Origin of the sequence: Hydrocarboniphaga effusa AP103, from assembly GCF_000271305.1 — a bacterium.
Lineage (GTDB): Bacteria > Pseudomonadota > Gammaproteobacteria > Nevskiales > Nevskiaceae > Hydrocarboniphaga > Hydrocarboniphaga effusa.
This window is the reverse complement of the sequence record NZ_AKGD01000001.1, coordinates 550,237-566,665: the sequence shown is the minus strand read 5'-3', so window position 1 is coordinate 566,665 and position 16,429 is coordinate 550,237. Positions and strand designations below refer to the sequence as shown.

The window sequence follows — 16,429 nt, the reverse complement described above, 5'->3', positions numbered from 1 at the left end:
TGGGGTCGGTCCGAAGCTCGTTCGGAATCGGTCGTTTTCCAAAGACGGGATGGTAAGGAGTTTGCCAAGCCTTGGCACGCTCCGGCGTAATAGATCGAAGCTCGCGGGCCGGCGCCCGCCCTGAGACAAATACGGGACAAATCAAGCTCATGCCCAGCCCTCACACTACGCCTTCGCAGGTCGGCCGTACGGCGGAAGACCCGGCCCGAGGCCCGGCGAACGGCGACTTCCTCGGCCATCCGAAGGGACTCTACGTCTGCTTCTTCACCGAGATGTGGGAGCGCTTCTCGTTCTACGGCATGAAGGCGCTGCTGCTGCTCTACGTGCTCAAGTACCACTTGTTCGGGGACGACGCCGGCTACGACCTGCTCGGCGCCTACGGCGGCCTGGTCTATGCGGTGCCGGTGATCGGCGGGCTGGTGGCCGACCGCTGGCTCGGCATGCGCAAGGCGGTGGTGTTCGGCGGCAGCCTGCTCGTCCTGGGCCACCTCGGCATGGCCTACGAGGGCCACGCGGCCGAAGTCGTCGACGGCGTGACCGTGCGCGACGATTTCGCCCTGCAGGTGTTCTATCTCTCGCTCGCGCTGATCATCATGGGCGTGGGCTTTCTGAAGCCGAACATCTCGACCATCGTCGGCCGGCTCTACCCCGAGAACGATCCGCGCCGCGACTCCGGCTTCACGCTGTTCGCGGCCGGCATCAACGTCGGCGCGATGTTCGCGAGCCTGATCTGCGCTTATCTGGGCGAAACCTTCGGCTGGAAATACGGCTTCGGCGCGGCCGGCATCGGCATGCTCGCGGGCCTGGCGATGTTTCTCTGGGGCCAGAAGTATCTGCTTGGACATGCAGAACCGGCCAACCCGGCGCTGCTGCGCGAGAAGCTGGGGCCGGTCACGCGCGAAGCCGCGATCTACCTCGGCGGCATCGCCGGCGTGCTGGTGGTCTGGCAGCTGATCCAGCGCACCTGGACCGTGCACGGGGCCATGCACCTCATCGCGGCCGGCTTCGCGGCCTGGTTCGTCTGGTTCCTGGTGCGCCATTGCGACCGCGTGCAGCGCCTGCAGATGCTCACGCTGGTGGCGCTGATCGTCGGCGTGCTGCTGTTCTACTCGCTCTACGAGCAGACCTACGGCGCCTGGATCACCTACACCGATCGCCTGTCGACGAAGAATTTCTTCGGCCAGCCCGGCGAACACAGCGGGCTGCCGTGGGCGTTCTGGTCGATGGTGCTGTCCCCTCCGCTGATGATCGCCGCGCTCAAGGCCAGCGATCGCGGACGCAAGCCGGCGGCGGTGGCGATGGTCGTCGCACTTTGCGTGGGCATTGTCGTCGCCATCGCCCACGACGTGGTGCTGGTGCCGCAGACGGCCGGCTCGCTGACCTTCCTCGGCGCGTTTTTCCTGGTCGTGCTGGCGCCGCTGTTTTCGTGGCTGTGGCCGTTTCTCGATCGCCACAAGCTCAACCCGAGCAAGCCCGCCAAGATGGCTTTCGCGCTGATCGCCTCGGGGCTGTCGTTCTGGCCGCTGCTGATCGGCGCCAACGCGGCCGCGAGCGGGGAGCTCGCGAGCGTCTGGTGGCTGGTGCTGGCCTACCTGATCCTGGAGATCGGCGAAATCTGCTTGTTGCCGATCGGCATGTCGGCCGTCACCCAGCTATCGGTCGGCCGCGTGGTCGGGCTCATGATGGGCGCGTTCTGGCTCGCGACCGCGTATTCCGAGGTGCTCGCCGCGCAGTTCAGCAAGCTCGCCTCGCTGCAGATTCCGGAAGGCGAGACGCTGAACTTCGCCGAGGCCTCGGCCAAATACGGCGAGCTGTTCGGCCAGATGATCGGCGTCGGCCTGGCCACCGGCCTCATCGCGCTGCTGCTCGTGCCGCTGCTCAAGCGCGGCATGCACGGCGTGAAGTGAGGCGGCGCAGCAGGCCCAGCGCCGCGAGCGCGGCAAGCAGGCCGCCGCCGAGGCTGCCGCCGCCGCTGCCTTCACCGTCCTCGTCGCTGGTGACCTGCCGGGAGTCGAGCCCGCCGAGGCTGGTGATGCCGCTGTTGTCCGGATCGAGCCAGGCCTTGAGCTGGCCGCTGCTCGCGCTGTTGGCCTGGTAAGCCACGTTGAGGCGGGCGAAGTAATCGCTGCCGCCCGTGTTGGCGCACGAGGCATTGCCGCCCGACAGCACGCCGACGAGCCGATGGTCCTGGTTCCAGAGTCCGCCACCCGATGAGCCCTGCTCGGTGGTTCCGCGTGCCCAGTCGACCTGCCAGGCGCGCACGCGCCGCGTGCAGGCCTCGCCGTCGATGCAGACGGTTTGCGCGCTCGCCGACGAGGTGTAGGTGCTGATGCGCTTCTCGTCGCCGGCCGGATGGTGGATGGCGACGCCCGAGCGCGGCGCCGCGCTGCCGGCATCCCAGCCCGCGTAATAGACGTTGTACGCGGCGGGCGGCGTCGAGCTCAGGCGCACGAGCGTGAAGTCGCTGCCGACGTCGCCGGCCAGCAAGGTCGAGCCGCTGATGGACTGGCTCAGGCTGCCGTTGGGAACCGCCCGGTTGCAGGTGCTGGTCTGGTAATTCCAGTAAGTGACCACCGAAGAGGCCGGATAGGCCTGCCCGATCTCGCAATGGTTCGCGGTCAGCAGCAGAGGGCTGCGATCCCGGCGCGCATTGTTGACGAGCTGGCCCGAGCAGACGTACTCGTTGCCGATGCTCAGCAGCGCCACCGAGCGAATCTCGTCGCGCCAGTTGTCGCCGTCGCTGCAGATCGCATCGACATTGCAGGAGCCCGACTTGGCCGGCGCATCGACGGCGGCCCTGCCGATGTCGAGATAGGCGTGGCTGAGCTTGCCGAGCTGCAGCCCCACCGCGGACTTCTGCGCCTCCGGAACACGCAGCTCGATCACTGCCTCGTCGCCCGGAACCAGCGCGGTCCAGAGCTTGCCCTCGGGTGTCTGGTCGCGCTGCGAGTACGGGCCCTGCACGAGCTCGCCCCGCGCGTCGTAGATCCACAGCTCGGCGCCGGCCGGCAAGGCGAAGCGCGAAAACTCCAATGCGATCGCCAGCGCGCCCGACGAACTCACGCGCGAACGCCAACGGGCCCGGTCGTCGGGCGCGCGGTCCCAGAGCCCGCCGTCGAGCGCGACCGGAAGCTCGGCGAGCACCGCGAAGCGCAGCGGCTGGCTCTTGCCGGGAGCCTGCGCGAGCGCCTTGGCAACCGTGGTGGGCGCGACCGCGTGGCGCGGCACGGCGTTGAGGCTGGACAGATCGGGCTGCAAGGCCGCATGAGCCTGCAGCGAGCAGGCCAGGGCGAAGCCGAATGCGAGCAGGCGGAGCTTGAGGTTCATGAGCTAGCGCTTGGGCGGTGGGGAGCCTGGCGGCGATCCTACGCCGTCGGCCGCAATCGCGTTTCGGCGTTACAAGGCCTGCGCGGCGGCCTTGCCCGATGCCCAGGCCCACTGGAAGTTGTAGCCGCCGAGCCAGCCGGTCACGTCGACGACCTCGCCGATGAAGTGCAGGCCCGGCTGCAGCTTCGATTCCATCGTCGACGACGACAGCTCGTCGGTATCGACGCCGCCGAGCGTGACTTCGGCCGTGCGATAGCCCTCGGTGCCGTTCGGCGTGATCGGCCAGTCCGACAGCTGCGCGGCGATCTGCGCCAGATCCGCCTCGCGCAGCTGGCGCAGCGGCTTGCCGTCGAACGCGGGGAACAGCGTCTCGACGAGTTTCTGCGCGAGCCGCTTCGGCAGGTGCGCCGTCAAGGCCGTGCGCAGCTCGATGTTCGGACGATCGCGTCGCTCGGCCTGCAACAACGCGAGCGCATCGTCGCCGGGCAGCAGATCGATTCGCAGCGGCTTGCCGGGCTCCCAGTACGAAGAGATCTGCAGCATCGCCGGCCCCGACAAGCCGCGATGCGTGAACAGCATCTGGTTGTTGAAGCTCGCATTGCCGCAGCTCGCTTCGACGGCCAGCGAAAGCCCCGACAGATCCTGGTGCGCCTCGAGCGGCTTGCCCGACAGCGTCAGCGGCACCAGGCCGGCGCGCGTCGGTTTGATGCGGTGCCCGAATTGGCGCGCGAGATCGAAGCCGAAGCCGCTCGCGCCCATCGACGGAATCGACAGCCCGCCGGTAGCGACGACGAGCCGGGCGCAGCGCACGGGGCCGAGCTTGGTGTTGAGCGCAAAGCCGCCGTCGCGATGCTGCACGCGCAGCACCGGCGTTTCGGTTTCGATGCGTACGTTCGCGGCTTCGCATTCGGCCAGCAGCATGCGCACGATGAGCTTGGACGAGTCGTCGCAGAACAGTTGCCCGAGTTCCTTCTCGTGCCAGGCGATGCCGTGCTTGTCGACCAGCGCGATGAAGGCTTCCGGCTTGTAGCGTGCGAGCGCCGATTTGCAGAAGTGCGGGTTCGCCGACAGATAGCGATCGGGCCGCACGTCGAGATTGGTGAAATTGCAGCGCCCGCCGCCCGACATGAGGATCTTCTTGCCGACCTTGTTCGCATGTTCGAGCACCAGCACGCGCAGGCCGCGCGCACCGGCAGTCGCGGCGCAGAACAGGCCGGCGGCGCCACCGCCGATGACCACGACGTCGAAATCATCCATTAGGGGTTCATCAGGCGGCTGTCGGAACGTCGGCCAGCCCGCTGCGCAGCCAGCCGGCCCAGTCCGCTCGCCCGTTGCGTTCGGCCTGTCGCGCGGCGGATTCGAAGTCGTAGTCAATGCTGAGCAACTCGGCACTCCAGCGGCCGTGTTCGTCGCGTTCGATCAGCGCATAGCGCGCGGCCGGCGAGCCCGTCTGCATGCGGTGCGGAACCGGCAGCAGGTCGTCGTAGGCCGGCAGGCCGACACTGCCCGGGTTCACGACCAGCGGGCCGTCGGCGAGCCTCAGGCTGCGCGGCGTATGCGTGTGCCCGCAGACGATCACAGCCTCGCTGCGCGCGGGCAGCAGCTGCCGCAACTCGGGCTCCGAACGCAGCTGCGCATCGCCGCTGCCGACGTCTTCGAGCAGGTAGACCAGATCACTGTCCGGCGTGCCGTGGCAGGCGTAGATCTCATCGACGCTCAGCGTCTTCGGCAGGCCACGCAGCCACGCGAGCCCGGCTGCGCCGAGCGCCTCGACGTCGTAGCGCAGCGTCGGATGCGTGGGCAGCAGGCCGGGATCGTGATCGTAGAGGTCGCGATCCTGGTTGCCTTGAATCGTCAGCGTCGGCAGGGCCAGCGCCTGCAAGCGCTGCCAGGTTTCGCGCGGCCACAGCGGGCCGTAGCAGATGTCGCCGAGGTTGAAGAGTCGATCGACCTCGCGCCGGTCGAGGTCGGCGAGCACCGCTTCGAGCGCCGGCAGGTTGCCGTGAATGTCCGAGATCAGCGCGATGCGCAACGCGGCAGGTGACGGCATCAGCGGGCGACGCGATCGCTCACGTAGGGGTTGCTCTGGCGTTCGCGTCCGAAGGTCGACAGCGGGCCGTGGCCCGGCACGAAGGTGATGTCGTCTCCGAGCGGGAACAGCTTGCTGCGGATCGAGCGGATCAGGTCGTCGTGATTGCCGCGCGGAAAGTCGGTGCGCCCGATCGAGCCTTCGAACAGCACGTCGCCGACGAAAGCCGCCTTCGACGGCGCGTGATAGAACACCACGTGTCCCGGCGTGTGGCCCGGGCAGTGGAGGACGTCGAGCGTCATCGTGCCGATGGTCACGGTGTCGCCATCGGAGAGCCAGCGGTCCGGCGTAAAGCTGCGCAGCGGCGGAAAGCCGTAGCGGCGCCCGGCCTCGGGCATGCCTTCGATCCAGAACTCATCGTCGCGGTGCGGCCCTTCGATCGGCAGCGACAGTTGCTCGGCCAGATCGGCCACCGCGCCCGCATGATCGAGATGCCCGTGCGTGACGAGCAGCTTTTCGAGCGTCACGCCGTGATGCTTCACACGCTCGAGCAGCTGCGCAATGTCACCGCCCGCATCGACGAGCGCCCCGCGCATCGTCGTCGGATCCCAGACCAGCGAGCAGTTCTGCTGGAAGGCAGTGACGGGAATGATTTCGCACTTCAACGCGGACATGGCAGCGGCTATGTGGCAAATGTGCGGAAAGCATAGCGCAGCCGGGGGAGGGTGCTGGGGCGGCGCCGTGTTTTCCGGAGTCTTGTGGGGAGGCCTCGGTTCTCATGATGCTTGACGGCGCCGCCGTCGTTTAACCCTCTCCCGCGTGCGGGGGAGGGTGGCGCACAGCGCCGGGTGAGAGAGCACTGACGGTATCGCAACCAGCAAACCAAGCCACCAGCTTCCGTCCACCCGCAGCCGATCCTCCGCAACGCCCCACCAGCCGTCCCAAACTCGATGCCGAACGATCACAACCTAGCTCCAACCGATCCAGGCGACCTGAGAGCCGTTCCAGATTCAGTTCCAATCGTTTCAGATGCTATGTCGAATGCTTAAAACAAAGTTCCGACCAATCCAGACGATCTGAGAGTTCATCCAGACCTGATGTCGATCACGTCAGGCGCAATGCGAGCCGCTCCAACGGCGTTACCGCCTCATCCAGGTACAGTGTGAGCAGCCCCCGACCCACATAGCGCGCGCCCCAAGACCGATTGCCCGCCAAGGCAGACGACTTTCGATCGCCTGAAACGAAGTGCTACTGCGAGCAAAGCGCCGTCATTCGTTGCCGGATTGTGTTGGATCGCCTCGCAGTAGCCGCAACTCCATCACATCTTGTCTTCATCCAAAGCACGCATCGCAGTAAACGTGACGTGCTTCACTGATACGCGAAAGCCATCATTGCATCGTCCGCGTACCCGCCGAGTGGCGGCCAAACTTGAGGACCGCATGAACAAGCGCGACGAGCTTCGCTACCAGCGAGCCACGGCAGTACGCACCTTCGGCCAGGAGCGCACTGCGGATTTTCCGCAGACGAGCAAAGCAGCCGAACTGTTTGCGACGATCACCGCGCAGTTGGCCAAGCTCATCATCGTCATGGCCGATCAAAAGCCGGCCCGCATCGACAAGCAACCGCTGCTCAAGAAACTCGAAGCCGACTGCCGAAAGATCGCCCGCACCGCGCGCGCCATCGGCCTCGATGCCGACGACGCCAGCTTTGCCATGCCGTACCGGATGCCCGACAAGAACGGCGAAACTGTATTGCTCACACATGTGGACACCCTGCGCGCGCAGCTGCAGGACCAGCCCGGCGACAGCGCCCAGACCCAGCAAACCAAGCTCACCCTGCGCGCCCGCTTCGCCGCCTACGAACTGCCACTCGATTTCATCGACAAGCTCGGCCAGCGCGCCGACGCCATCCGCACCGCCAGCCGAACCAACCAAGGCGAAAACCAGGAAGGCGTCGAAAACACCATGCGCATCAGCCAGCTCCTGGACGACATCGCCGACACCATCCGCAAACTTGACGCGATCATGGTCAACAAATACGCCGCCGAGGCCGAGAAATTGCGTAAGCGTCCAGAGACTACCTATAGCGGGAGCTGAGCGGCGACATTCCAGGGCAGCAGCTCATCAAGCTTGTTGATGGAATGATCTGCGATGCGATCGAGCACATGCCGCAGATAGGCTTCGGGGTTGAGTCCGTTGAGCTTGGCCGTGCCGATCAGGCTGTAGATCGCAGCGGCACGCACGCCGCCGGCATCGGAGCCGCAGAAGAGAAAATTCTTGCGCCCGAGCGCGACGACGCGCAGGGATCGCTCCGCTGCGTTGTTGTCGATTTCCAGATTCCCGTCGTCGCGATAGCGCGTCAGCGCCGGCCAGCGTGAGGTGGCGTAGCGAATCGCCTTGGCGAGTTCGGATTTCGTCGAGAGCGTGCCGACGGTTTGATCGAACCAGCCCTTCAGTTCTTGCAGCAGTGGTCCGGCGCGCGATTGCCGTTGTGCTTTTCGCTCTTGTGCTGGTTTACCGCGAATGTCTTGCTCGACGACATACAAAGCGCCGATGCGATCGAGGGCTTGCTTGGCGATGGGCGAGGCATTGGCCTGGTGGATGTCGAAGAATTTTCTTCGCACGTGCGCCCAGCAGGCGGCTTCCTGGATCTTGCCGCCGCCGTAGAGGTGATGAAAACCGGCGTAACCATCGGCCTGCAGCGTGCCTTCAAAACGGCTCAGGTGCCGCTTCGGATGCTCGCCCTTGCGATCGGGCGTGTAGCGGAAGAGCACCGCTGCGGGAGTCTGGCTGCCAGCCGGGCGATCGTCGCGCACGTAAGTCCACAGCCGTCCGGTCTTGGTTTTCCCATTGCCTGGCGCGAGCACTGGCACCGGCGTGTCGTCCGCATGAATCTTGGTCGCGCTCATCACGTGCGCGGCAATGCGTTCGACCAGCGGGGCGAGTAGCGCCGCGCTGCCGCCGACCCATTCGGCCAGCGTCGAGCGCTCGATCTCGACACCTTCACGGGCGTAAATCTCGCTTTGCCGATACAGCGGCAGGGAGTCGCCGTACTTGCTGACCAGCACATGCGCCAGCAGGCCAGCGCCGGCCAGGCCACGGGCGATCGGCCGTGAAGGTGCCGAGGCCTGGACGATGCGCGAGCAGGCATCACAGGCGCACTTGGGGCGCACGTGCTGAATCACTTTCCAGTGCGCCGGCACGTAATCGAGCATTTCCGAAACATCTTCGCCGATCGGCCGCAGCGCGCCGCCGCAGTCGGGGCACGCCGATGCCGGCGCATGGACGATGGACTCACGCGGCAGGTGATCGGGCAATGGCTTGCGGGCAGGTTTCTGCCTGGCTTCCGTGGCCGCTGAAACGACCGGTACCGCGTCGGGTGTCTGCAGCTCCTCGATCAGCAATTCGAGCTGCTCGATTTCGCGATCGAGCTTCTCGCTCTTGGCGCCAAACTGCATGCGCTTGAGGCGTGCCAGCTGGATCAGCAGCTTGTCGATCTGGGCATCGCGATGGCGCAGCACGCTGCGCAGCGTCGACAGCTCGGCGGCATGCGACTGCACCAGCGCACGCAGCGCTTCGACGGTATCGGGCAGATCGGATTCGGGCGCATCGAGCATGGCATCTCGATGCAAAAAGCTTGCAGAATCAGGCGGCTTTCGAGGGTTTTGTGGTGCGTTCCGGTCGTCGCCAGTCGATGCCTTCGAGCAGCATCGAGAGCTGGGCTGCGGTCAGATGCACGCGGCCCGACTCCGCCTTCGGCCAGACGAAGCGGCCGCGCTCCAGTCGCTTCGATAGCAGACACAAGCCGTCACCGTCCCACCACAGCAGCTTGAGCTGATCGCCGCGGCGACCGCGAAAGGCGAAGACATGGCCCGAGAACGGATCATCTGCGAGCACCTGCTGCACCCGTGCCGATAAACCATCGAAGCCTTTGCGCATGTCCGTCACGCCGGCCGCGATCCACACCTGTGTGCTGGCTGGCAAACCGATCATCGTGAGCGCAGGCGATCAAGGATCGTCAGCACCATCGCATCGGATGCCGATTCGATGCGTAGGCAGGCACCGTCGGCGAAGGACACGCTCAAAGCGACGCTCGTCGATTGCGGAGTCGGTGCAGCAGGCGGGACGATCGTGACCGGCAGCAACGTCGTCTTGCTCGCCGCGTCCGCCTCGCGCCACCATTTGAAAATTAGATTGTGATTCAGCCCATGGCGCCGGGCGATCGACGAGACCGAACTCTGCTTCTGCCGTGCTTCGGCTACGCACGCCGCCTTGAATTCCGCCGAATAGCTGCGCCGCTTCTTGCCCAAGGATGATGCTTGCATGGTGTCCACTTAATCAATCGTGGACACCATCGGCGCCCAAGGGACGCTTATCTTCTACGCCACAACACTCCCTTCAAGCGGTGAGCCTCGGACGCTTACGAAATTGCATGCCTGGAAGACGGCGAGCCGAGTCGAAAAACTGCCCCGCAAGACTAAAACCGTGGCCGCGTCATCTTGATGGTCCCAACTCGGACCTTTGCGTCTTCAAGGAACGGCAATCTGACCGCTTGTCCTGGTGAAACATTTGCCTCGATTCGCTATAAAAGATCGGAACCGTAGCTCGCGCAATCGACCGGCCAGCTTATGGGACATGACAATCCCCCATCGAGCGAGTGAATTCATATTATTCAAGGGGTTGGGAAGCTATGACGAAGGTTATCGAAACGCCTTGCCAGTTTATTGGACAATCCCGTGTCTTCTAATTCGCGTTGGACCTAAGAGATGGAAGACGAAGTCGCCCCGGACAGAGGGACTAAAGTCACCCGGTTCGTTTGTGGCTTCATTTTCTTTGGTGGTATTGCGCTGCTGTTTATCGGCACGCACTTCGCATCGCTTTCTTGCAAGGCGCTTTTGCTGTCGGCGTCATCTGTAGGTTTGGTGGCCGGGCTTTTGGCCATGCGGCTGGGGGATTCATTTTGGCTCAAAGCGAAAGAGTGGCTTCCATGACGCCATATCCAGAAAGTGGCGGCGCGGTCCAACAAGGCACTCCAGGCGACGGCTTCGCCGCGCCTGAGTTTCGGCGTTGGACCCAGGCCTGACGAGCGCATCAAACCCCGCATTTACCGGCACGATACGCCACCGTACTTTCCCATCTGAAACACCGCTGCAGGCCGCATTCTTGCGCGGTTTCTGGCAAGCCTGAGCAAGTTGTTGAATCTATGACAAGCCCAGGCGCCTGACGGCGCCGTGATGCCCGTAGCCGGGCCATGCTCATCCTTGCGCGTGGCCGGCTTCGAGGCCTCCCGGACGCCCGAGCTTTCGCCTGATACGAGGTTTCCGTACAGAAGTTCTGGACGCTGTAGACGCACGCCGCGACTTCTCCACAGCCGCGCCCTTGCGGGGGCGGGCTGGCTGGATAAGTCCGCGATTACAATCACGATGCAGTCGCAGACCTACGGTTCCACGTTGTTGAAGCAGCGCCACGGTCCAACAAGGAGTTCAAGCCGACATGCTCCGCAACAGCAGCCCGAGATTCACGCCGCAGCTCGCCCGCATGCGGCTTAACTCCGAGCGTTGGGCGCTATGAAAGAAGGGCAAAAGCCTTCAGATTGTCCTGTATGTGGCGCTCGCGTTTCGTTGGCGAGGAAAGCTATGGCTGCGGGCCCCGTCGGCATGCAATGCGGTAGCTGTAGGTCTGGGTTGGGTCAGTCAAAGTCCGCCACAGTGATCCAATGGGCATTGCTTCTATTGTTCGTCAGCAGCGCTTATATCTTGCCAACGTGGCTCGTCGTTATCGTTGGCACGTTGGCAATCGCAGCCATGCTAGTCGTCGCGTCAAGGCATCCATTACAAGTTGTCTATATCGCTCCCGGCGCCCAACAAGGTGCTGCAGCCGAACCGCCCGAAAAGCCGGGCGGTCGGCTGAGCTAGGGCGTTAGCGGCCAAGTCAATGGAAACTTTTATCGTCAAGTCAGCAGAAACAGACGCGCGACTAGTGTTTAGCCAGCGTGTCGGAGAAGACTATTCGGTCGAGTTTCAGAGCCAACAACTTCAAGTGGTCCATTCTGTTTGTGGCTATACAGACCCTCAAGGCGTGGCTCGTTTGTTCCAAGCACTGGCGGCATATTCAAAGCCGTGGAAAGGTCAGCTGCACTATCAGTCTCTTGAGCAAGAGTTCAGCATTTCTGCTTCGTGCAGTTCTCTTGGTACAGTCTCTTTGGCAGTTGCGTTCAGCCGCATTGGAGCAACGCAAGAGTGGTCCGCTACAGCCACAATCCAAATCGAGTTCGGTCAACTTTCGGTGCTGGCGTCCAATGCTAAGAGGTTCTTCGGTGCAGTTGGCCGCTAACCAGGCATTCAACGCGACGGCCCGTAAACGGGCCGCGCGTTAATTCTGGCGTTGGACGTCAAGAAATAGTTTCCATCTCATCCCGCGGCTCTAATTGAGGATCAAATGGCAAAGATCATCTCTGTTTTCAACAACAAGGGCGGCGTCGGAAAATCTACGATCTGCTGGAACCTGGCACACGCTCTTGGCAATCTCAACAAGCGAGTTCTTCTGATCGACTTCGATCCTCAATGCAACCTGTCGATTGCGATGCTTGGAGAAGAAACCTTCGTGCAGGCCCTCCCCACGCAGAACGCGCCATACGGAACCACTGTACGTTCCTTCTTACAGAGGTTTCTGCAGAATACCGGGGGCGAGGAAGTATTCCTGCATCATGGCAGGCACACTAGCGGGAACGTTGATCTTGTGGCAGGTGACTTTTGGCTCAACATCTATGCCGACTCACTCAACGTCGGTAACGACTTGCTCATGGGCAGTGGTCTGTCCAGGTATGTTGCGCTCCGACGAATCGTGTCGGCGGCAGAGGGAAAGGCTAGGCTCCCCTACGACTTTGTGATTGTCGATCTACCCCCTTCATTTGGCGCTCTTGTTCGTGCGGCGTTCTACTCGTCTGATTTTTACATCGTTCCATGTACATCGGATAATTTCAGTGTGTACTGCGTCGGCCTTATCGGACAAATGGTCCCGGCATTCATTTCGGATTGGGACATTGGACTTAATCGATTTAAAGCCACGAATCCTCACTTCCCGGATTTTGACAGTCTTGGAAAGCCGGTCTTTGCTGGGTGGATATTCAACGGATTTGATACGGCCAGAAGGCGTAGGACGTCAGCAGAAATCCGCGCCGGTGTCGAACTGGGCGATAAGGAGATGATTCAAGCTGACAGAACGATGCATGATCGCTTGGAAACCGCCATCACTGACGATCTTGTAGGCGCCCTACGCGGAGCCATTACTCGCTATCAGCCGGTGGCTGCAAACCTACCAGCGGGCTGTCGCGTCGGTGATATCGAGGATGCCAATGTTCTTATTCAGAACAGTCTGTGGCTTAGTGTTCCCCTTAGTGATTTGAACCAGCACCAGCAAGTCGTGTCGCTCCGAGATCGCAGTAAGTGGGCCGATAATCAACTTGAGCAGATAGACCTCTTTCGGCAGAAATTCTCTGAAGCAGCAGACAACGTAGTCCGAATTTGCGGGTAGCGTCCAACAAATGCATCCAGCCGACGTATTTGCCTCCGCTTCGCTACGGCAAATCCGCGGCTGATGCCGGCGTTAGGTGCTTGTGGAAACTCAGTCGCTCATCGGCAAAGTGGTACTCGAGATTTTGACTCCCCTCTGTGAGCCGGTGCATCCTGCGTGGGCCAACGAGCACACGACACCCATCGCTACGTCTATGGCTGTGCTTCGGCTGACCGGCGGCGAGTTGATTCAGCTGGCTCCTTGCGAGGTAGAGCTAGCGCCTGGCAAGTATCCTTCGCTGAGCCTCTCATTGCAGGCTTGCGACTCAAGTGCGTTGCAATGGGTTAGGAACGGAAAGACTTACTCCATGCGCCCGCTCGTTGAGGCAGCCGACTTGCTGCCCTTCACTGTGTCGCAGTTCGAAGAGTCTGATCCAATCGGGGAAGGAGCGATTAGTGAAGTTGTGCTGTTCGGTCCGGACGGATCCCAGTTGCTGTTTCGGCATCTCATGCCGCCAATGACACTAGGCATTGAGGTCACCGGACAAGCACCTAACAGTTCATTCAAGCCGACGCCGCTTCGCGGCGCGGCTTAATTCAGGCGTTAGCTGCTATGAAAGAACAGCGCTTTCCGTTTGTCCCTAAGTCCACTAGCTCACTGCGGCGTGGTCAGTTTTGGTCTATTCCGCTGGCTGGCGGCGGATTCGGCGCAGGTTGTGTCGTCGGGCAGTGCGCTGATACAGACGGCAAGGTCAGTTCGCGTTGCTTCATCGCGGGCGTGCTCAATTGGCATGGGGCAGCAGAGCCAACTGCATCGCAGCTAGTGGGTGTCGGCGTTGCCGCTTATGCGTTTGCTCATATCAAAGCAATCACAACATCCGGCGGCGCGGTCTTGGGGCAAGCAAACATTTCGCTGCAAGGTCTACCAGAGGTAGCGGAGTCTTTGTCTATGAGCACTTGGGGTTTCAACGCTCCCGTTTTGTTGGCACAACGGTTGGCTCGGGGAGAGAGCGCAGCTAACCAGGCATTCAACCCGACGTCCACGCCTCCGCTGCGCTCCGGCGCGGCCGCGGGTTAATGCCGGCGTTAGCGCTTATGAACTCGGACTTTGAACAGAGCGCACTCTCAGCAGCCCTTGCTGATGCGACGGTGGTGCATGAGATCTTGCAGGCAATGCCCGGCCAGCCGTACGTCAGTCATTTTCGGAAGCTCATATCCAGCTTGCAGGCTCGTAACATCGAAGAAGCCGTTCGCATTCGCGGGTCTGTACCATTCGCCGGCATGGGTGGCTTCGGCGAGTTCCTAGAAGCCACGCCCGCCATCCAGGCTCGGTACAAATCGCTCGTAGAGCAAATCGGCAAGCTCAAAGTAAATTCACGCTATGGTCTTGTTCCAAATGGCCCGCGCTAACCAGAGCATCAAGCCGACGTCCACGCCTCCGCTGCGCTCCGGCGTGGCCGCGGCTTATGCTCGGCGTTGGGCCTAAAGGACTGTCGTGATCAATAAGACAGAAAATCCGGTGGAGTTCGCGCTGTGGCTATATGAGCTGGAGGATGCGAAGGAGCATCTAGAGCAGCTAATAAAGGAAGCCTCAACAGATTCCGAGTTCGGTGAAGAGGAGTTGAGAGTTAGCTTGGGGCATGTCTTGGCGCATTTGAATCGAGCCTGGAACTCGCGCAACACAAGCGCAGAACTGACAGAGGAGCAATGGAATGCATTTAGGGCGTTTCCACAAGACTTGGAGCCGCTTGTATGAGGCCCAACCAGGTGCTCCAGCCGACGTACTTGCCTTCGCTTCGCTGCGGCAAATCCGCGGCTGAGCTTCGGCGTTGGACCCCATGAAGCGCTGCACAGCGCTGCTGATCCTTTTTGTAACGGCAAGCTGCGCGCAATCGGTAGCAGCACCGCTGAGCATAGAGATATTGCCGGCTGCGTATTTGGTCGATGGCAAGCAGGTCGATACTGCCTTGGAGTTAGATACTGTGGTGGCAAGAACAAAAGCCACAGAAGCTCGGGTGGTAGCGTATCCGCAATCGTCATACGAACAAGTGGCAGCGGCTTTGCATGTACTTCAGCAGCGTAATATTTCCCTTGGGCTGGTAGGCAATGTTCAAGAAAAGTAGTTGCGTCGAGGTCCAATTAGCAGCGCGTAAACCTGAGTGCTGGACCTCAAACGTCGGAGACGAAGCGTGTACAGAATCCTGTCGGCACTAGCAGCGGCATTCCTGTTGATTGCGAGCAGTGCTAATGCCGCGCCAAATGATGAAGCCAAAAAGCTCTTTGAGCGGTATGTGGCGCTTGAGCATGCGTTCGACCCCGAGGTCGCGGATCTTTATGCGGATGACGCGCTGATAAAAAACAGGAGAACTTATCCCACTGGCCAAGTGCGTGAGCTGACCATGCCCGCTCCTCAGTACAAAGCGCTCATTCGGCAGTCGATGCCGCTAGCCAAAGCCAAGGGCGACACCAGTTCGTACTCCGACATCACGTACTCACAAGAAGACTCAGGCGTTAGGGTACGCGCAACGCGCTTCTCCAACCTCAAAAAGTACTCCAGTCCTGTATCACTGCTCGCCGCTCCCAATGCAGATGGGCTGTGGCGCATTCGTGAGGAGCTGTCCGAGTCGCAACCATGAGGTCCAACGGGGCGTTGGCCATGAAAACTTATCCAATCAAAACCAATGATGGTCGGTTGTTGGCCTTTGAGATTCCTAACTGGCGTTTAAGTCGTTCTGGCGCCTGCGTGGTCGTAGAGAGAATTCCGGGTGTAGTTCTAGTTCGCAGACCCAAGATCATGTCTTGGTTCCGAGAGAGCGCGTTCTGTGAGTTCAAAGTCGAGGGTGAGCTTTACGAGATCGAGGAGCCATTTGGAGACAACAGCAGGTATTGGGTCGGTCCCAAGCCACCTCGTGTGTTGCCTCAAACGGAGGCCGTGCATGCTGCATTCTCACGCTGGTAGCAGGGCCAACAAGGCGCTCAAGCCGACGGCCCGCAAACGGGCCGCGCGTTAACTCTGCGTTGGGCCTAAATCAATGGCACATCTAGCCCGCTCAAAAGCCTCGCTTCGAATCTTCGGCGACGATCTCAACCCTGAAGAGGTCACAAATCTACTCGGGTGCATTCCGACTAAAGCGTGGCACAAGGGGCACATCCAAACGGGTACGTCAGGTCGCGGCATCACAAGAAAGTCTGGTAGCTGGCATCTGCATGCCGGCGATGCGGAACCAGAAAATCTAGATGGTCAGGTTTCGGAGTTGCTCGAAAAGCTCACCAGTAATTTGGCCGTATGGGCCGGGCTGTCGCAGCGCTTTGAATTAGACCTGTTCTGCGGCTGGTTCATGAAAGAATCAAATGAAGGTGTGTCCATTTCTCCCGCAACAATGCTTGCCCTTGCAGAGCGAGGCATCGAGCTTTCACTAGATATTTACGGGCCGGACGAGCCTCAGTCTGAGACAGAGCCGGCCCAACCATCGCCTCCAGCCGACGTCCCGGCCTCCGTGGCTTCGCCGCTCCAGCCGGGCCGCAGCTGAAACTCGGCGTTATAGCTATGGAAAGCGAAGGCA

At 61.6% G+C, this 16,429-nt stretch carries 17 protein-coding genes; 10 read left to right on the top strand and 7 right to left on the bottom strand.

What is annotated here, in order from left to right:
* Positions 1-149 precede the first annotated feature (149 nt).
* Positions 150-1,907: a peptide MFS transporter gene (locus tag WQQ_RS02525; protein WP_007183476.1), complete on the top strand. Its 1,758-nt coding sequence runs from the start codon at positions 150-152 to the stop codon at positions 1,905-1,907.
* Here WQQ_RS02525 and WQQ_RS02520 read toward each other — a convergent pair.
* From WQQ_RS02520 to WQQ_RS02505, 4 genes are all read right to left on the bottom strand, one after another.
* Positions 1,879-3,327: a trypsin-like serine peptidase gene (locus WQQ_RS02520; RefSeq protein WP_007183474.1), complete on the bottom strand. Its 1,449-nt coding sequence runs from the start codon at positions 3,325-3,327 to the stop codon at positions 1,879-1,881. The two genes, WQQ_RS02525 and WQQ_RS02520, sit on opposite strands and share 29 nt — an antisense overlap.
* A 69-nt stretch (positions 3,328-3,396) precedes the next feature.
* A complete protein-coding gene (locus WQQ_RS02515; RefSeq protein WP_007183473.1) occupies positions 3,397-4,584 on the bottom strand; it encodes a BaiN/RdsA family NAD(P)/FAD-dependent oxidoreductase in 1,188 nt (395 codons plus the stop codon).
* 10 nt (positions 4,585-4,594) lie between these two features.
* Positions 4,595-5,377, bottom strand: coding sequence for a metallophosphoesterase family protein (locus WQQ_RS02510; RefSeq protein WP_007183472.1), 783 nt, complete (start codon positions 5,375-5,377; stop codon positions 4,595-4,597).
* Positions 5,377-6,030, bottom strand: coding sequence for an MBL fold metallo-hydrolase (locus WQQ_RS02505; protein WP_007183471.1), 654 nt, complete (start codon positions 6,028-6,030; stop codon positions 5,377-5,379). The genes WQQ_RS02510 and WQQ_RS02505 overlap by 1 nt, the downstream gene beginning before the upstream one ends.
* Positions 6,031-6,795: 765 nt before the next feature.
* On the opposite strand from WQQ_RS02505, the gene WQQ_RS02500 reads away from it, so the two are divergent.
* Positions 6,796-7,452, top strand: coding sequence for a hypothetical protein (locus WQQ_RS02500; RefSeq protein WP_007183470.1), 657 nt, complete (start codon positions 6,796-6,798; stop codon positions 7,450-7,452).
* Here the strand turns inward: WQQ_RS02500 and tnpC are convergent.
* From tnpC to tnpA, 3 genes are read right to left on the bottom strand one after another with little or no spacing between them, the layout of a single operon-like run.
* Complete coding sequence (gene tnpC / locus WQQ_RS02495; protein WP_007183254.1) at positions 7,437-8,972, bottom strand: IS66 family transposase; 1,536 nt, start codon at positions 8,970-8,972, stop codon at positions 7,437-7,439. The two genes, WQQ_RS02500 and tnpC, sit on opposite strands and share 16 nt — an antisense overlap.
* A gap of 28 nt (positions 8,973-9,000) precedes the next feature.
* On the bottom strand, positions 9,001-9,348 hold the full coding sequence (gene tnpB, locus WQQ_RS02490) for an IS66 family insertion sequence element accessory protein TnpB (RefSeq protein ID WP_040452778.1): 348 nt from the start codon (positions 9,346-9,348) through the stop codon (positions 9,001-9,003).
* Positions 9,345-9,680, bottom strand: coding sequence for an IS66-like element accessory protein TnpA (gene tnpA / locus WQQ_RS22800; protein ID WP_083844375.1), 336 nt, complete (start codon positions 9,678-9,680; stop codon positions 9,345-9,347). Before tnpA ends, tnpB begins: the two co-directional genes overlap by 4 nt.
* Positions 9,681-10,121: 441 nt before the next feature.
* Between tnpA and WQQ_RS02480 the strand changes: the two genes are divergently transcribed.
* The 8 genes from WQQ_RS02480 to WQQ_RS23505 all read left to right on the top strand — a co-directional run bounded on the left by WQQ_RS02480 (position 10,122) and on the right by WQQ_RS23505 (position 16,396).
* Positions 10,122-10,346: a hypothetical protein gene (locus WQQ_RS02480; protein WP_040452856.1), complete on the top strand. Its 225-nt coding sequence runs from the start codon at positions 10,122-10,124 to the stop codon at positions 10,344-10,346.
* A gap of 943 nt (positions 10,347-11,289) precedes the next feature.
* Complete coding sequence (locus WQQ_RS24165; protein ID WP_157534480.1) at positions 11,290-11,688, top strand: DUF6228 family protein; 399 nt, start codon at positions 11,290-11,292, stop codon at positions 11,686-11,688.
* Between the two features lie 105 nt (positions 11,689-11,793).
* Positions 11,794-12,888, top strand: a complete 1,095-nt coding sequence (locus WQQ_RS02475; protein ID WP_040452854.1) for a ParA family protein — start codon at positions 11,794-11,796, stop codon at positions 12,886-12,888.
* A 1,073-nt stretch (positions 12,889-13,961) separates the two neighbouring features.
* Positions 13,962-14,276, top strand: coding sequence for a hypothetical protein (locus tag WQQ_RS02465; RefSeq protein WP_157534478.1), 315 nt, complete (start codon positions 13,962-13,964; stop codon positions 14,274-14,276).
* An 85-nt stretch (positions 14,277-14,361) separates the two neighbouring features.
* Positions 14,362-14,622 carry a hypothetical protein gene (locus WQQ_RS02460; protein WP_040452848.1) on the top strand — a complete coding sequence of 87 codons (261 nt, stop codon included), beginning with the start codon at positions 14,362-14,364 and terminating at the stop codon, positions 14,620-14,622.
* Between the two features lie 82 nt (positions 14,623-14,704).
* Positions 14,705-14,989: a hypothetical protein gene (locus WQQ_RS24155; RefSeq protein WP_157534477.1), complete on the top strand. Its 285-nt coding sequence runs from the start codon at positions 14,705-14,707 to the stop codon at positions 14,987-14,989.
* Positions 14,990-15,055: 66 nt separating this feature from the next.
* Entirely contained in the window at positions 15,056-15,502 is a 447-nt protein-coding gene (locus tag WQQ_RS02455; RefSeq protein ID WP_157534476.1) for a hypothetical protein, read from the top strand.
* Positions 15,503-15,898: 396 nt separating this feature from the next.
* Positions 15,899-16,396: a DUF4279 domain-containing protein gene (locus WQQ_RS23505; protein ID WP_083844385.1), complete on the top strand. Its 498-nt coding sequence runs from the start codon at positions 15,899-15,901 to the stop codon at positions 16,394-16,396.
* The last annotated feature ends 33 nt before the right edge of the window (positions 16,397-16,429 follow it).

Excerpts from the sequence above, each read along its gene's own strand:
- tnpA (WP_083844375.1), bottom strand. The coding sequence starts at position 9,680 with ATGCAAGCATCATCCTTGGGCAAGAAGCGGCGCAGCTATTCGGCGGAA.
- WQQ_RS02510 (WP_007183472.1), bottom strand. The coding sequence starts at position 5,377 with ATGCCGTCACCTGCCGCGTTGCGCATCGCGCTGATCTCGGACATTCAC.
- WQQ_RS02505 (WP_007183471.1), bottom strand. The coding sequence starts at position 6,030 with ATGTCCGCGTTGAAGTGCGAAATCATTCCCGTCACTGCCTTCCAGCAG.
- WQQ_RS02525 (WP_007183476.1), top strand. The coding sequence starts at position 150 with ATGCCCAGCCCTCACACTACGCCTTCGCAGGTCGGCCGTACGGCGGAA.
- WQQ_RS02515 (WP_007183473.1), bottom strand. The coding sequence starts at position 4,584 with ATGGATGATTTCGACGTCGTGGTCATCGGCGGTGGCGCCGCCGGCCTG.
- tnpC (WP_007183254.1), bottom strand. The coding sequence starts at position 8,972 with ATGCTCGATGCGCCCGAATCCGATCTGCCCGATACCGTCGAAGCGCTG.
- tnpB (WP_040452778.1), bottom strand. The coding sequence starts at position 9,348 with ATGATCGGTTTGCCAGCCAGCACACAGGTGTGGATCGCGGCCGGCGTG.
- WQQ_RS24165 (WP_157534480.1), top strand. The coding sequence starts at position 11,290 with ATGGAAACTTTTATCGTCAAGTCAGCAGAAACAGACGCGCGACTAGTG.
- WQQ_RS24155 (WP_157534477.1), top strand. The coding sequence starts at position 14,705 with ATGAAGCGCTGCACAGCGCTGCTGATCCTTTTTGTAACGGCAAGCTGC.
- WQQ_RS23505 (WP_083844385.1), top strand. The coding sequence starts at position 15,899 with ATGGCACATCTAGCCCGCTCAAAAGCCTCGCTTCGAATCTTCGGCGAC.
- WQQ_RS02500 (WP_007183470.1), top strand. The coding sequence starts at position 6,796 with ATGAACAAGCGCGACGAGCTTCGCTACCAGCGAGCCACGGCAGTACGC.
- WQQ_RS02475 (WP_040452854.1), top strand. The coding sequence starts at position 11,794 with ATGGCAAAGATCATCTCTGTTTTCAACAACAAGGGCGGCGTCGGAAAA.
- WQQ_RS02480 (WP_040452856.1), top strand. The coding sequence starts at position 10,122 with ATGGAAGACGAAGTCGCCCCGGACAGAGGGACTAAAGTCACCCGGTTC.
- WQQ_RS02520 (WP_007183474.1), bottom strand. The coding sequence starts at position 3,327 with ATGAACCTCAAGCTCCGCCTGCTCGCATTCGGCTTCGCCCTGGCCTGC.
- WQQ_RS02465 (WP_157534478.1), top strand. The coding sequence starts at position 13,962 with ATGAACTCGGACTTTGAACAGAGCGCACTCTCAGCAGCCCTTGCTGAT.